This window comes from Brevibacterium epidermidis NBRC 14811 (assembly GCF_001570805.1).
In the GTDB taxonomy this organism is placed as follows: Bacteria; Actinomycetota; Actinomycetes; order Actinomycetales; family Brevibacteriaceae; genus Brevibacterium; species Brevibacterium epidermidis.
The window spans coordinates 37,508-51,660 of the sequence record NZ_BCSJ01000018.1 but is presented as its reverse complement, the minus strand read 5'-3'; the positions used below and the strand labels follow the sequence as shown (position 1 = coordinate 51,660).

The window sequence follows — 14,153 nt, the reverse complement described above, 5'->3', positions numbered from 1 at the left end:
GACACTGCCTCTGGCCTTCTTCGACTCCGCAGAGTACGCGGACTCTGATGTGCTCAGATGGTGACGGGGCCGTTCTCCGTGTTGAAGCTCACCGACATGATGCCCGGCGTCCCGTGGGGTGCGGACCAGTCGATGTTGATCTCCGAGATCGGCTTGGCATCCTGAGTGCCCAGCCAATCGCGCAGACGATCGCGGTCCCCGGCGATCTGCAGGGTGTCGATAGCGACGCCCTCATTCGTCTTGTACGTCGAAGGATGCTGCGAGGAATCGGCGGACCACTTGATGAAGAACGGCAGCTGGGGGTCGGCGATGAGCCCCTTGACGCCGATCTGCAGCCACCTGAGTTCCAAACCGGACTCCGGCGTGCGGTTTCCATCGACGGCCTTGCGTTCGAGGCGGGCCTCGACGGCAGTGAGATCTTCGACCGAGACGCACCAGCCCATCCAGCCGCCGCCGAGCTCGGAACGAGCCCGGACCGCCTGGCCGAACGGTGTCGAGAGAGCGGCCGGATGCTCCAAGGCTTCCACGACTTCGAGGTAATGGCCGTTCGCTAGGGGGAAGATGAGGTTTCTGGTGCCGAATCGAGGATGCACACCGCCGTCGTAGGGAACCACTCCGAGCTTCTCCGCGATCCGCTCGGCGGTCGCACGGTAGCCGTCAGGTTCACTGGCGTATGACACATGATCGAGTTTCATGACTCGACAATCGCATAACCTGGCTCACACTGCCCCTTAGGGTCACCTAAGAAATCGTGATCATTGTCACGCCCAAGCGGTGCCCCAGGCGTTCTCCCGCACGGCGTCCCGCGCGACGGTCGAGGCCAAAACGAAACCGCCCGGATGATGATATCCGGGCGGTCGTGAACCAGAGCTGAATCCTCAGCGCATGGAGAGGGGAAGGCTCAGTGACCCTCGGCCTTGAAACGTTCGATGGAGGCGTTGATCTCCGCCTCGGCGGCTTCGCGACCGGCCCAGCTCGAACCCTTGACGTACTTGCCGGGCTCGAGGTCCTTGTACCGGTTGAAGAAGTGTTCGATCGAGTCGAGCATGAACTGGTCCACATCCGAGATATCGGTGTAGGAATCCCAGCGGGGATCTCCAGCAGGAACGGCGAGGACCTTGTCATCGCCGCCGGCCTCGTCTTCCATCTGGAACATGCCGATGGGGCGGATGTCGATGAGCACACCGGGGAACAGCGGCTCGGGCAGCAGCACGAGCACATCGAGAGGGTCGCCGTCGTTTCCGAGCGTGTCCTCGATGAAGCCGTAATCTGCGGGGTACTGCATCGAGGTATAGAGGTAGCGATCGAGCTTGACCCGACCGGTCTCATGATCGACTTCGTACTTGTTGCGGGACCCCTGGGGGATCTCGATTGTGGCCAACAGTTCCATAGTGCTCCTTCACGTTAGGGGTGCATCACTAGAATAGATGGTACAAGTCCCCGTCACCGCCCACCGACGGCGACCACCTCACGGTCGTCGAGGAATGAGAGTCTGCGTTTGAACGACACCGATGCGCCGCAGAACCCGTCGGACTCCGGCTCCCCGCGCCGCGACCGCAGAGAGGGCAGATCGCGACGGAAGAAGGGCGGTGCGATCACCGCCGGCGTCATTGTGCTGGCTCTCGGTGCCTATGCCGCGGTCGACGCCTATGACCTCGTGCCCGGACTGCCGAGCGTGCTGACCACCGAACCCCAGGTCGAGGTCCAGACCGTGCCCACCCCGCAGGCGAACGCCCAGCAGGTGCCCGCCCCCGCCTCGGCGGTCGACGATTCCGCTCCCGTGCCCACGCAGATCCCGAAGACGATCGACGCTGTGCTCAAGGACTCGAAGGTCAAGGGCTTCGGCCTCGAAGTCCGCGACGGACTCAGCGACGATGTCCTCTACGCGAAGGACGAGACGAAGCCGCGCACTCCCGCCTCCGTGACGAAGGTGCTCACTGCGGCCGCCTCCCTGTCCGCGATCGGCGGGGAGAAGCGCCTGGCGACGACGACGGACTTCGACGCGGACACGAACACCCTGACCCTCACCGGAGGTGGGGACGTGCTCCTGTCCGCCGGAGATTCGGACCCCGGCTCGGTCAACGGGCACGCTGGCCTGCGGACCCTGGCCGAGGACACCGCGGCCGCCCTCAAGGACCAGAACGTCACCGAGGTGGCGCTCAGCCTGGATACGAGCCGGTACGTCGGCGAGGACTTCGATTCCGGCTGGGAACGGGTCGATATCGCCAAGGGCGTGATCACCCCGATCCAGCCGATCATGGTCGACACCGCCTACGTCGGGTCGAAGAACGCCGAATGGCGCGGCCGCAGCGAACACCCGGCCAAGGACGCGTTCTCGATCTTCGAGAAGGAACTGAAGAAGACCGGAATCACCGTCACCGAGGCGGCCGCCGAGTCCGATTCCGAGGAGCCGTCCGATTCCGAGAATTCGTCCGAATCCGCGGACCCGAAGGAACTCGCCCGGGTGGAATCGGCGACGATCTCCGAGATCGTCGAATACGCACTCGTGCACAGCGACAATGTCGTCGCCGAAGTGCTCGGCAACGAGGTCGCCATCGCCCAGGGCAAGGACGGCAGCCTCGAAAACGGTCCCGACGCCGTGCTCGAAGCCCTCGGCGAATCTGTCGATCTCGGGCGCACACATCTCGTCGACACTTCGGGTCTGTCCTATGACAACCGGATCGCCCCGCACGATCTCACGACCGTCCTGCAGGCCTCGGTCGTCGCCGATGACTCACTGGCCGGACTCGTCAGCTACTTCCCCGTCGGCGGACTGACAGGCACCCTGCACGACCGGTTCCTCGATGAGAAGAACGCCTCCGGAGTCGTGCACGCGAAGACCGGAACGCTGTCCACCGTGACCTCCCTGGCCGGGGGAGTGCTCGACGCGGAGGGACGCTACCTCGTATTCTCCATCCAGATCGACGACGTGGATAAGGACAAGATCTTGGAAGCCAGAAAGACCGTGGACGATATCGTCACCGCACTCGCGAACTGCGGCTGCCGATGATCATCGACGAGGGATTCGCCGCCCGCACCGCCCGTGAGCTCGTCTCCGCAGCGAAGGTCCCCGAACCAGGCGTCCTCGATGAGCTCGTCGAAGGGATGAAGGACAACGCCCTGACCGCTCAGGACCTCGTGCTCGATTCGTTCCTGCTGCCGCCGGATCACGCCGATGATGTGCGCGGCCGGCTCGCTGCCGGTTCGGTGCTCGTCCTCGACCAGGTCAGCTGGGTCAAGGCCAATGCCCAGTCCGTCAACGGAATGCTCGACGAGGCGGCCCTGCCCGCCCCGGTCAGCCCCGCCACCGCGATGGCCGGTGCCGTCGAGGTCGCCGGGGTGCTCTCTCTGCTGTCGACTCGTGTGCTCGGCCAGTTCGACCCCTTCGCAGTGGAGACGGGACGGCTGATGTTCGTCGCCCCCGCCGTGCTCATCGCCGAGAAGGCCATGGACGTCGACCCGCGTGACTTCCGCATGTGGGTGGCCCTCCACGAAGCCACCCACCAAGTGCAGTTCGCGACCGCACCCTGGCTGCGCGAGCATATGCGCACTCTGCTCTCCGGAGCCGTGTCGACCCGGCTGACGATGCCCGGGGTCGGCGGGATCGTCGACCTCTTCGCCACCTTCGGACGCATCATCAAGGGTGAGGCCAGCATCGTCGACCTCATACGCGACGAGAAGATGCGCGCCGCTCTCGACGAAGCCACTGCGATCCTGTCCCTGCTCGAAGGCCACGCCGATGTTGTCATGGACGAAGTGGGCGCCGGAGTGATCCCGAGCGTGCGCAAACTGCGCCGCAGGTTCGAGGCCCGCCGTGACGCCAGCCAAGGCGGGTTCCTCACCAACCTGCTCGGGATGGACCTCAAACTCGCGCAGTATCGCGACGGGGCCAAGTTCGTCCGCGCCGTCCGCCGTGAGGTCGGGCAGAAGGGCTTCTCCCGCATCTATGCGGAACCTGCGAACCTTCCGCGCACGGCAGAGATCCACGACCCGCAGCTCTGGCTCGATCGTGTCCACGGCTGAGGGTTCCTCGCCGAGGCGGCCGACCCTCGACCCGGCCAGCGGAGCCATTCGCAACGCCGTGCGCGCAGCTCTCGCCGCCGCAGACGAGACCACGGCAGGATCGTCCGATGCCGTCCCCGCCGTCACTGAACCGTCAGTCCCGGGGCTCATCGTCGCGGTGTCCGGGGGAGCGGATTCGATGGCGCTGCTCCATGCGGTCGCATTCCTCCACCGGCGCGGTGAGATCCGCGCCCGAGCCGTCACCGTCGACCACGGACTCCAGACCGTCACCGCCGAGGTGGCCGAACGGGTCGCCGCCACCTCAGAATCATGGGGAGCGCCCGCCGAAGTGGCGACGGTGAGTATCGACGCCGGCGAAGAAGGGCTCGAAGCCGCGGCACGAACCGCCCGCTATGCCGCCCTCGAAACCGCACGAGTCGAGGCTGGGGCCGACTGGATCCTCACCGCCCACACCCGCAGCGACCAAGCCGAGACCGTTCTGCTCGGCCTCATGCGCGGATCGGGCACCAGGTCCCTGGCCGGGATGAGCCCGGTCTCCGGACACCTCATGCGCCCGCTGCTCGGCCTCGACAGGGACCAGACGGAAGCGTCCTGCAGGGCCCAGGGCATTGAGATCTGGAATGACCCGATGAACGCCGACACCGCGTATTCCAGAGTCCGGGCCCGGCAGCTGCTTGCCGGACTCGAAACCGAACTCGGCCAGCCGATCACCGCGAATCTCGCCCGCACCGCCGACCTGTGCCGGGCGGACGCGGATTTCATCGATGCCCGCGCCGAGGCGGCCGGGCAGTGGATCCGGGGAGCCGCCTCAGTGCCGGTGGAGGATTTCACTGCTCTCGACGATGCCGTGCTCAGCCGAGTCGTGCGCGACTGGGTGATCTCACTCGGCGTGCCCGGACAGAACCTCGGCGCGAAGCGCGTCGCCGAACTCTGTGCACTCATCCGCGACCGCAAGCGGGGCCGTTTGTCCCTGCCCGGGGACACGGAGGTCGTTATCTCCGACAGTCACGCCGTGTTCCAGCTCGCGGCGAAAGCGCGCTGAGCCTCAGCCCAGACGAGCACCGCCTGCCAGTACTCCGCCGGAGGCGACGAGCCGACCCGCCTTGAACACATCGCGGTCCTGCGGGCAGTCCATGATCGCCGAGGTGACCGTATCCGAGGCGACGAGCACGAAGTCGGCGGGAGCACCCACACCCAGACCGAACCGGGCATCGTCGGCCAGCGATGAGCCGTCGGGACGGGCACCGGCCATGACCTGGGCGCCTCCGCGGGAGGCGATATCGAGACAGCCTTCGATATCGGAATCGGCACGGAACCCGTTCGTGAACGCCAGCTGCCAGGTCCGACGCAGCAGATCACCGTCACCGTACGGGCTCCAGTAGTCCCGCTGCCCGTCCTCGCCGAGCCCGAGAGCCATGCGGCGCTCACGGATGAGCGCCTGCGGCAGCACACCCTTGGCCGGAGCGACCGTCGTCAGGACCACTCCCGCCTCGGTGAGGGCGTCGAGGACCTTCGCGACCTCGGTTTCCGGGTTCGTGTTGAGGGCGAATGCGTGGGAGACCGTGACCTGTCCGGCCATGCCCGCAGCTGCGGTGCGGGCCGCGATCTCTTCGAGCGAGAACAGCCCTGCGGTGCCCGCCTCGTGGAGGTGGATGTCGATGCCCTTGCCGTGCTTGTCCGCCAGAGCGAACACGGTGTCGAGGTGTGCGACCGGATCTCGGTCATAGAGCAGCGGATCGAGTCCGCCGACGAGGTCTGCGCCCTCGGCCAGAGCCGCATCGAGCAGTTCGCGGACACCCTGTTCCCGCACGATCCCTGCCTGTGGGAAGGCGACGATCTGGAAGTCGAGGACATCGGCATGAGCTTCGAGCGCGGCCTTGACCCCGTGGAAGCGTTCGAGTCCGCAGTCGGCGTCGACCTGAGCATGCGAGCGGATGCGCGTGCCTCCGGACGCGACGATCTTCCCAATCGCATACGCTGCCTGATCGGCGATGCTGCGCTCGCCGCCTCGCCAGTTCTCCCGATCGTTCTTGATGAAGCCGTGCAGAGTGCCGTCGGCGGTATGCGGGCGGAACGTCTGGCCCATCCGATTCGAATCCAGATGAGCATGGGCGTCGCCGAGGCTGGGCAGCAGGATCCGTCCCGCCCCGTCGATGACCTCAGCCCCGGTCGGTGCAGACCCGGTTCGCGGTTGGGTTGAGTCGTGGGCGGCATCTTCGGCGGGGGAGATGCGAGAGAATCGTCCCTCGGTGATCTCGACATCGACGGCGGGAGTATCCGGGGTGCGCGGGAAGAGGCGCACGTTCTTCACAACGGTCATGGGCTCAGCCTACGACCGCAGGACGGTATACCATCGGAACTTGTGCTCGATTGTGCGCTCGGGAGGCCCGTGGCCCGCGTGTACCACAGCAACAGCAGTCTGAAAGGATGAGGCCATGACGACTTCGCCCGAGCAGGGGTTCCGACGCTCCCGCGGCCTCGACGTTCTGGCCCTGGCCTGCCTCGTCCTCATCGGCGCCTCACTGCGCCCGGCCGCCTCCTCCCTGGGGCCCGTGCTCTCCGAGGTCAAAGACGGATTCTCCCTGGCCGAATGGCAGACAGGTCTGCTCACGGCACTGCCGGGACTCGTCTTCGCCATCTGCGGCATCATCGCCGTACCCGTGCTCAAACGACTCGGTCTATTCACGGCCCTGGCCATGAGCGCCGCCTTCATCGTCGCCGGCGTCGGTCTGCGCGCGGTCGTCACCGAATGGGTGGCCTTCGCTCTGCTCACGGTCCTCGCCCTGGCCGGAATGTCGATCGGCAATGTCATCCTGCCCGTCTACGTCAAGTCCCGCTTCCCACACCGGCCCACCTTGGGCGCGACGACGTTCACCGTCTCGCTGGGACTCGGTTCGATGCTGCCCTCGCTGTTCACTGCACCCCTGGCTGAAGCCTTCGGCGGGTGGCGCGTCGGCCTCGGCTTCTGGGTGGTGCTGCCTTTCTCCGCACTCATCACCTGGTCGGTGCTGCGGACCCTGAAGTCCGTGCCCGTCCTCTCCGGACAGGCGGCGGAGCCCGGGGGCGAACGGGTGGAAGCGCCGCCTCGGCGAGCGGTCTTCACCTCACCCAAGGCTCGGTATATGGCGATATTCTTCGGCCTCCAATCGGCCAACGCCTATGTCCAGTTCGGTTGGCTGCCGCAGATCTACCGCGATGCCGGGCTCGACCCCTTCCTCGCCGGAATCATGCTCACCATTGTGACCTTCGGCGGACTGCCCGGCGGATTCCTCGCCCCGCAGATCATCGTTCGCAACATCGCCCCGCGAGCCTTCCTCGTCTCCTTCGGCGTCAGCGCCGTCATCGGCTATACGGGACTGCTGCTCAGCCCGGCCACCGTCCCCTGGCTGTGGGCGGTCCTGCTCGGCTACGGCGGGTTCGCGTTCCCCGCTGCGCTCGCCCTGATCACCTCTCGCACCCGCGAAGTCTCTGTCACGGCCTCGACCTCGGCTTTCGTCCAGTCCACGGGCTACGTGCTCGCCGCGCTGTGCCCGTTGGCGGTGGGCGGACTGCTCGGCCTCAGCGGCGGTTGGCAGGTGCCGCTGTGGTTCATGGTCATCATCTCCGCGCTCATGGCGATCACCGGCTGGCTGTCGGCAGGTCCGGGGAATGTCGACGACGAACTGGCACCGACTTCCGGGCACGGTGGCACCGGTGAGGCAAAGTGACCCATAATGGAATCTCAAGGACCCGCTTCTGAGGAGAATCGACACTCGTGGACATCAACGATCTCGGCAATGACATCGAAAAAGTACTCGTTTCGGAAGAGCAGATAGCCGCACGACTCGTTGAATTGGCCGCCGCCATCGATGAAGACTACAAGGACAAGGACATCCTCCTCGTCGGCGTCCTCAAGGGTGCGGTCATGGTCATGGCCGACCTCGCCCGTGCCCTGCACTCACCGGTGACGATGGACTGGATGGCAGTGTCCTCCTACGGATCGGGCACGAAGTCCTCCGGCGTCGTGCGGATCCTCAAGGACCTCGATACCGACCTCACCGACCGTCACGTCCTCATCGTCGAAGACATCATCGACTCCGGCCTCACCCTGTCCTGGCTGATCCAGAACCTGCGCACCCGCGGAGCCGCAACCGTCGAGATCTGCACAATGCTGCGCAAGCCCGAAGCCGTCAAGGTCGATATCGACGTCAAATACGTCGGCTTCGATGTGCCCAACGAATTCGTCATCGGCTACGGACTGGACTACGCGGAGAAGTACCGCAACGTGCCGTTCGTCGCGACCCTGGCTCAACACGTCTACAGCTGAGCCTGACCGCACCGCTTTTTACGCCCGCGGCGAACCCGGGCCGGGTCCGGGGTCTGTGACGGAATAGATTCGGCACGCATTCGGGCTATAGGGGTGCGAAGTACTAGGCTGTGGGGGATGTTCCCAGGCAGCCTCGGTAGCCTGAAACGGTTGCCCACATCTTTTTCCTGAGAGGACTTATGGCCGAGTCGAACAAACGTCGCCCCCTGCTGAACAAGGCGACGAAGGGCCCATTGGTCTGGATCGTCCTGGCACTGCTCGTCGTATCGATCGGTGCTCTGCTGTTCAGCCAGTCCGGGTTCAGCCAGATCGACACCGAACAGGGTCTGCAGCTGCTCAAGGACGACAAGGTCGAACAGGCCAAGATCGTCGACAAGGACCAACGCGTCGACCTCACTCTCAAAGACGACTTCAAGGTCGAGGACAAGGACTTCGGCAAGAAGGTCCAGTTCTTCTACGTCGAACAGCGCGGCGAGCAGGTCGTCAAGGCCGTCGACTCCGCCAGCCCGGACAAGGGCTTCACCGATGAGGTTCCCAAGCAGTCGTGGCTGATGTCGCTGCTGGGCACGCTCATCCCGTTCGTCATCATCTTCGTCGTCTTCTGGTTCCTCATCTCGCAGATGTCGGGCGGGAAGATGATGAACTTCGGCAAGTCGAAGGCGAAGCTCGTCAACAAGGAGAACCCGGACGTCACTTTCAAGGACGTCGCCGGAGTCGACGAGGCCCTCGAAGAGCTCGAAGAGATCAAGGAGTTCCTCGCCGAACCGGAGAAGTTCAAGGCCGTGGGAGCGAAGATCCCCAAGGGTGTGCTCCTCTACGGTCAGCCCGGTACGGGCAAGACCCTGCTGGCCAAGGCCGTTGCCGGTGAGGCCGGAGTCCCGTTCTACTCGATCTCCGGTTCCGACTTCGTCGAGATGTACGTCGGAGTCGGTGCCTCCCGTGTGCGTGACCTGTTCGAACAGGCGAAGTCGAACGCCCCGTGCATCATCTTCATCGACGAGATCGACGCCGTCGGACGCCAGCGCGGTGCAGGAATGGGCGGCGGACACGATGAGCGCGAACAGACGCTCAACCAGCTGCTCGTCGAGATGGACGGATTCGACGTCAAGACCAACGTCATCCTCATCGCAGCGACCAACCGTCCCGACGTCCTCGACCCGGCGCTGCTGCGCCCGGGCCGCTTCGACCGGCAGATCCCCGTCGAAGCCCCGGACATGAAGGGCCGCAAGCACATCCTCGAGGTCCACGCTGCCGACAAGCCGCTGGCCGACGAAGTCGACCTCGGTCAGGTCGCGAAGCGGACCCCCGGATTCTCCGGTGCCGACCTGGCGAACGTCCTCAACGAGGCGGCCCTGCTCACCGCGCGTGAGAACGCGAAGGTCATCGACAACCGGATCCTCGACGAAGCCATTGACCGAGTCATCGCCGGCCCGCAGAAGCGGACCCGGCTGATGAACGACAAGGAACGCCTCGTCACCGCCTACCACGAGGGCGGTCACGCCCTCGTCGCCGCGGCCATGAACCAGACCGACCCGGTCACGAAGGTCACGATCCTCCCACGCGGACGGGCTCTGGGCTACACGATGGTCTTGCCCAGCGAGGACAAGTACTCGACGACGCGCAACGAGCTGCTCGACCAGCTCGCCTACGCCATGGGTGGGCGCGTGGCCGAGGAGATCGTCTTCCACGATCCGACCACCGGCGCCAGCAACGACATCGAGAAGGCGACGAACATCGCCCGGAAGATGGTCACTCAGTACGGAATGAGCGAGAAGCTGGGCATGGTGAAGATCGGCGACGACCAGTCCGAGCCCTTCGCCGGGCGCGGCTACGGCGGCGGCGACGAATACGGGGACTCGACTCTGTCCTCGATCGATCGCGAAGTCCGCGGCCTCATAGACTCCGCACACGCCGACGCCTACTGGGCGCTGACGCACAACCGCGATGTCCTCGACAACCTCGCCTACCAGCTGCTTGAGCGCGAAACGCTGGATCAGGCCGCCCTCACGGAGATCTTCGCCCCCGTCGTCAAACGCCCCACCCGCGAAGTGTGGCTGGCCCACGATGATCGTCCCGTATCCGAACGCGGCCCCATCGACCCGCCGGCACCGCTGAGTGAGCGCAACGACGGTGAAGGATCGACCGGGGCCGAGGTGGACACCACCGACATCCCCGGAGGCGGACCCACGGGTGTCAGCGGACCCCACGTCCCGCACAACCCTCCGGGCCCCGAGAACCCCAACGGCCCGACCGGCCCGACGGGCGGCCCCACCGGGGGACCGACCGGAGGACCCGGCACGGGTGGTCCCGGAACCGGGGGACCGACGACGAATGGCACGAACGAAGACAGAGGGAACAACGACTGATGGCCGATATCGAAGAGGTCTCCGCCGGTCTCGGCCCCGCCCCCACAGGGCAGGCGAACAAGGTCGACCAAGCGCGCATCGCCGCTGCCGTGCGTGAGATCCTCATCGCCGTGGGCGAAGACCCCGACCGCGAAGGTCTGCTCGAGACCCCGGACCGAGTGGCCAGGGCCTATGAGGAGATCTTCGCCGGACTCCACCGCGACCCGGCAGAAGTCCTCGGCGTCACCTTCGACATCAGCCACGAGGAACTCGTCCTCGTCCGCGATATCGACCTCTACTCCACCTGCGAACACCACCTCGTACCCTTCCACGGCGTCGCCCACATCGGCTACATCCCGAGCAAGAACGGCAAGGTCACAGGGCTGTCGAAACTGGCCCGCCTCGTCGAGATCTATGCTCGTCGCCCGCAGGTGCAGGAACGCCTGACCTCGCAGATCGCCGATGCGCTCGTCGAGCATCTCGACCCACAGGGCGTCATCGTCGTCGTCGAAGCCGAACACCTGTGCATGACCATGCGCGGCGTCCGCAAACCCGGAGCCTCGACGATCACCTCGGCCGTGCGCGGGCAGCTGCGCGAAAGCGCCTCCCGAGCAGAAGCGATGAGTCTCATCCTCGGCCGCTGAGGCCGGAACACGGATCCCACAGCGATGGACGATGCAGCAGTGAAGACGACGCAGATCATGGGCGTCCTCAACGTCACCCCCGATTCCTTCTCCGACGGCGGACTGTGGTTCGACCACGACCGGGCTGTCGCCCACGGGCTCGAACTCATGGCCAACGGCGCCGACATCATCGACGTCGGAGGGGAGTCGACGCGTCCTGGATCGGCTCGCGTCGACGAAGCCGAAGAGCTGCGCCGAGTCATCCCGGTCGTCCGTGAGCTCGCTGCCGCCGGAGCCGTCATCAGCGTCGACACGATGCGTGCCAGTGTTGCCGCAGAATCCCTGGAGGTTGGTGCGCACATCATCAATGACGTCTCCGCCGGGCAGTCGGATCCGACTATGCTCAGCGTCGCCGCAGAATCCGGGGCCCCCATCGTGCTCATGCACTGGCGCGGCTACCTCGATCAGGCCTCGGCCACCTTCCACTACGACGATGTCGTCGCCGAGGTGATCGCCGAACTGCGCACCCGCATCGACGAAGCCATCGCCGTCGGCGTCGACCCTGCGAACATCATCGTCGACCCCGGCCTCGGATTCTCGAAGAACGCCGAACACAACTGGCAGCTGCTAGGCGCGCTCGACGAATTCTCCGCTCTCGACCACAGGCTCCTCGTCGCAGCCAGCCGGAAGCGCTTCATCGCGTCCCTGCTCACCCCCGACGACCCGAAACAGGCCGAACAGGCGGCGAAGGATCAAGCCACGGCCACGATCTCCGCGATCTCCGCACAGGCCGGAGCCTGGGCGGTCCGCGTCCACGATCCGGCCACCTCGGCGGTCGCCTGCAAGGTCGTCGCCGCGGTCAGGGAACACTCCTCAGCAGCGAACCCCGCAGCGAACATCGACAACGAGGGAACCGAACGATGACCGGCACCGAGGCGGCCCCCGACCGCATCGAACTGCGCGGACTCACGGTCCGCGGCAACCACGGCGTCTTCGACTTCGAGAAGCGCGAAGGCCAGGACTTCGTCATCGACGTCACCCTCCACACCTCGGTCGCACGCGCCGCAGCCACCGACGATCTCGCCGAGACGATCCACTACGGCGAACTCGCCGAAGATGTTGCGGGAATCGTCGAGAACAACACCTTCGACCTCATCGAAACCCTGGCCGAACGCATCGCCGACCACTGCCTGAGCCTGTGCGAGCACGTCGAAGTCGTCGTCCACAAACCCTCGGCACCGATCCAACGGACCTTCGACGATGTGCGCATCCGCGTCGAACGCAGCCGCACCACCGCCTCGGCGGGGGAGACCGTCAATCCCGCGACCTCCGCGCCTGACACGGACAGCGCGAAGGACGGGGGGACCGAAGCCTATCTCAACCTCGGGGCGAACATCGGCGATGCTGCGGACACCCTCGACCAGGCAGTGGCGGCCCTCGACCGTCACCCGGACATCACTGTCACCCGCCGGTCCTCACTCTTCCGCACCGCACCTTGGGGCGGAGTCGAACAGGACGACTTCCTCAACCTCGGAGTGCTCGTGACCACCACGCTGCCGGCACTCGAACTGCTCTCGGTGGCGCAGGGGATCGAAGTCGCCTGCGGGCGCACGCGCGAACTCCGGTGGGGACCGCGCACCCTCGACATCGACCTCATCCGCTTCGGAACCGAGGACGAGGAGCTGCGCAGCCAGACCCCGCGACTGACGCTGCCGCACCCACGCGCCCACGAACGCGCCTTCGTCCTCGCTCCGTGGGCCGAGCTCGTCGGAGACACACTCATCGACACCCCGCAGGGGCGCCGCCCCATCAGCGCGGTTCTGGCCGAACTCGACGACCAGGACATCGACCGAATCACCTCTGGAGAACCGACCGCGATCTGAGAGACTGGGAACCATGCAGAGAACCTCCTCGTCCACCCTCGCAGTCTGGGCCGTCATCGGCACGGTTCTCGCGGTCGTGGCCGACGTGGTGCTCGAAAGCCAAGGGTTCTCACTGCCCGGCCTGCCATGGTTCGCAGTCATCGGCATGCTCGTGCTCTCCGCTATCCTTCTGCTGCTCGGTTGGCCCATCAAGAAATGGAACGACGGGGACCGGACGAAGGAGATCGACCCGCTCCAAGCGGCGAGAGTCGCGATCATGGCCAAGGCCAGCGCCCTGACCGGGGCCGGTCTCTCCGGCTGGTACCTCGGCAACGCGGGGTACTACTTCCTGTCCGCGCCGGGGATCCGCAACGACATCGCCGCAGGTATGCTTGTCGCAATGATCTCCGCCGCCGTGCTCATGATCGTCGGTATGATCGTCGAGGGATTCTGCGAGATCCCACCCCAAGACCCGCCGGGAGCTGAAACAGCATGAACCGCGACCTCTCCTTCTCCATCGGAGCCGATGTGCCCTTCAACCGGATCAGCCCGAAGTACGGGCTGAAAGAGGTCCTCGCCTCACTGACGCTGCTCGTCCCGCTGTTCATCGCCGCCCTGGTCTTCGCGATCATCTTCACCTCCGAGGTGCCCTGGCTGCACGTGATCTGGATCGCCGTCCTGGCGTACGGCATCATCTCGACGATCATCATCCTCCGCCAGGCCCGCGCCATCGGCTATGCCGAACGTGAGGACGACCTGCTCGTCCGCCGCGGGATCATGTTCCACCGCGCCACCGTCGTGCCCTACGGCCGACTCCAGTTCGTCGACGTCGACGCCGGCCCCATCGACCGCATGTTCGGCCTGGCCACCGTCAAACTCCACACGGCCTCCGCCGCGACCGACGCGACGATCCCCGGTCTGCCCCGTGCCGAAGCCGATCGCCTGCGCGACAGCCTCGCCGGACTCGGCCAGGCCAATCTCGCCGGACTGTGAC

Annotated in this window: 14 protein-coding genes; 11 read left to right on the top strand and 3 right to left on the bottom strand. The window is 65.7% G+C overall.

Features of this window, described 5'->3' with window-relative positions:
• Positions 1 to 53: 53 nt before the first annotated feature.
• Together BEP01S_RS14770 and BEP01S_RS14765 are read right to left on the bottom strand one after the other, a co-directional pair.
• On the bottom strand, positions 54 to 695 hold the full coding sequence (locus tag BEP01S_RS14770) for a VOC family protein (RefSeq protein ID WP_062244735.1): 642 nt from the start codon (positions 693 to 695) through the stop codon (positions 54 to 56).
• A 206-nt stretch (positions 696 to 901) separates the two neighbouring features.
• Positions 902 to 1,390, bottom strand: coding sequence for an inorganic diphosphatase (locus BEP01S_RS14765; protein ID WP_039206454.1), 489 nt, complete (start codon positions 1,388 to 1,390; stop codon positions 902 to 904).
• 108 nt (positions 1,391 to 1,498) lie between these two features.
• Between BEP01S_RS14765 and dacB the strand changes: the two genes are divergently transcribed.
• The 3 genes from dacB to tilS are packed head-to-tail and all read left to right on the top strand — an operon-like array spanning position 1,499 to position 5,065.
• Positions 1,499 to 3,010: a D-alanyl-D-alanine carboxypeptidase/D-alanyl-D-alanine endopeptidase gene (gene dacB / locus BEP01S_RS14760; RefSeq protein WP_244882274.1), complete on the top strand. Its 1,512-nt coding sequence runs from the start codon at positions 1,499 to 1,501 to the stop codon at positions 3,008 to 3,010.
• The gene (locus BEP01S_RS14755) at positions 3,007 to 4,023 is read left to right on the top strand and encodes an Rv3626c family coenzyme F420 biosynthesis-associated protein (protein ID WP_062244731.1); all 1,017 of its coding nucleotides are present in this window, start codon (positions 3,007 to 3,009) and stop codon (positions 4,021 to 4,023) included. The genes dacB and BEP01S_RS14755 overlap by 4 nt, the downstream gene beginning before the upstream one ends.
• On the top strand, positions 4,010 to 5,065 hold the full coding sequence (tilS, locus tag BEP01S_RS14750) for a tRNA lysidine(34) synthetase TilS (RefSeq protein WP_244882273.1): 1,056 nt from the start codon (positions 4,010 to 4,012) through the stop codon (positions 5,063 to 5,065). Before BEP01S_RS14755 ends, tilS begins: the two co-directional genes overlap by 14 nt.
• Positions 5,066 to 5,068: 3 nt before the next feature.
• On the opposite strand, the gene BEP01S_RS14745 is transcribed toward tilS, so the two are convergent.
• Entirely contained in the window at positions 5,069 to 6,343 is a 1,275-nt protein-coding gene (locus BEP01S_RS14745) for an amidohydrolase family protein (RefSeq protein WP_062244728.1), read from the bottom strand.
• 115 nt (positions 6,344 to 6,458) lie between these two features.
• Between BEP01S_RS14745 and BEP01S_RS14740 the strand changes: the two genes are divergently transcribed.
• The 8 genes from BEP01S_RS14740 to BEP01S_RS14705 all read left to right on the top strand — a co-directional run bounded on the left by BEP01S_RS14740 (position 6,459) and on the right by BEP01S_RS14705 (position 14,152).
• Positions 6,459 to 7,730 (top strand): MFS transporter, encoded by a 1,272-nt coding sequence (locus tag BEP01S_RS14740; RefSeq protein ID WP_062244722.1) that lies wholly within the window; start codon positions 6,459 to 6,461, stop codon positions 7,728 to 7,730.
• A 47-nt stretch (positions 7,731 to 7,777) separates the two neighbouring features.
• Positions 7,778 to 8,329, top strand: coding sequence for a hypoxanthine phosphoribosyltransferase (gene hpt, locus BEP01S_RS14735; protein ID WP_062244719.1), 552 nt, complete (start codon positions 7,778 to 7,780; stop codon positions 8,327 to 8,329).
• 179 nt (positions 8,330 to 8,508) lie between these two features.
• Entirely contained in the window at positions 8,509 to 10,695 is a 2,187-nt protein-coding gene (ftsH, locus tag BEP01S_RS14730) for an ATP-dependent zinc metalloprotease FtsH (protein WP_062244716.1), read from the top strand.
• On the top strand, positions 10,695 to 11,318 hold the full coding sequence (gene folE / locus BEP01S_RS14725; RefSeq protein ID WP_039206458.1) for a GTP cyclohydrolase I FolE: 624 nt from the start codon (positions 10,695 to 10,697) through the stop codon (positions 11,316 to 11,318). Before ftsH ends, folE begins: the two co-directional genes overlap by 1 nt.
• Positions 11,319 to 11,342: 24 nt before the next feature.
• Positions 11,343 to 12,221 (top strand): dihydropteroate synthase, encoded by an 879-nt coding sequence (gene folP / locus BEP01S_RS14720; protein ID WP_218004348.1) that lies wholly within the window; start codon positions 11,343 to 11,345, stop codon positions 12,219 to 12,221.
• On the top strand, positions 12,218 to 13,180 hold the full coding sequence (gene folK / locus BEP01S_RS14715) for a 2-amino-4-hydroxy-6-hydroxymethyldihydropteridine diphosphokinase (RefSeq protein ID WP_062244713.1): 963 nt from the start codon (positions 12,218 to 12,220) through the stop codon (positions 13,178 to 13,180). Before folP ends, folK begins: the two co-directional genes overlap by 4 nt.
• 13 nt (positions 13,181 to 13,193) lie before the next feature.
• The gene (locus BEP01S_RS14710) at positions 13,194 to 13,655 is read left to right on the top strand and encodes a DUF3180 domain-containing protein (protein WP_062244710.1); all 462 of its coding nucleotides are present in this window, start codon (positions 13,194 to 13,196) and stop codon (positions 13,653 to 13,655) included.
• Complete coding sequence (locus BEP01S_RS14705; protein WP_062244706.1) at positions 13,652 to 14,152, top strand: PH domain-containing protein; 501 nt, start codon at positions 13,652 to 13,654, stop codon at positions 14,150 to 14,152. The genes BEP01S_RS14710 and BEP01S_RS14705 overlap by 4 nt, the downstream gene beginning before the upstream one ends.
• Position 14,153 lies beyond the last annotated feature (1 nt).

What these genes read in the sequence shown, in the direction of transcription:
- BEP01S_RS14770 (WP_062244735.1), bottom strand. Translation starts at nt 695, where the DNA reads ATGAAACTCGATCATGTGTCATACGCCAGTGAACCTGACGGCTACCGT.
- BEP01S_RS14765 (WP_039206454.1), bottom strand. Translation starts at nt 1,390, where the DNA reads ATGGAACTGTTGGCCACAATCGAGATCCCCCAGGGGTCCCGCAACAAG.
- BEP01S_RS14755 (WP_062244731.1), top strand. Translation starts at nt 3,007, where the DNA reads ATGATCATCGACGAGGGATTCGCCGCCCGCACCGCCCGTGAGCTCGTC.
- BEP01S_RS14745 (WP_062244728.1), bottom strand. Translation starts at nt 6,343, where the DNA reads ATGACCGTTGTGAAGAACGTGCGCCTCTTCCCGCGCACCCCGGATACT.
- BEP01S_RS14740 (WP_062244722.1), top strand. Translation starts at nt 6,459, where the DNA reads ATGACGACTTCGCCCGAGCAGGGGTTCCGACGCTCCCGCGGCCTCGAC.
- ftsH (WP_062244716.1), top strand. Translation starts at nt 8,509, where the DNA reads ATGGCCGAGTCGAACAAACGTCGCCCCCTGCTGAACAAGGCGACGAAG.
- folE (WP_039206458.1), top strand. Translation starts at nt 10,695, where the DNA reads ATGGCCGATATCGAAGAGGTCTCCGCCGGTCTCGGCCCCGCCCCCACA.
- folP (WP_218004348.1), top strand. Translation starts at nt 11,343, where the DNA reads ATGGACGATGCAGCAGTGAAGACGACGCAGATCATGGGCGTCCTCAAC.
- folK (WP_062244713.1), top strand. Translation starts at nt 12,218, where the DNA reads ATGACCGGCACCGAGGCGGCCCCCGACCGCATCGAACTGCGCGGACTC.
- BEP01S_RS14710 (WP_062244710.1), top strand. Translation starts at nt 13,194, where the DNA reads ATGCAGAGAACCTCCTCGTCCACCCTCGCAGTCTGGGCCGTCATCGGC.
- BEP01S_RS14705 (WP_062244706.1), top strand. Translation starts at nt 13,652, where the DNA reads ATGAACCGCGACCTCTCCTTCTCCATCGGAGCCGATGTGCCCTTCAAC.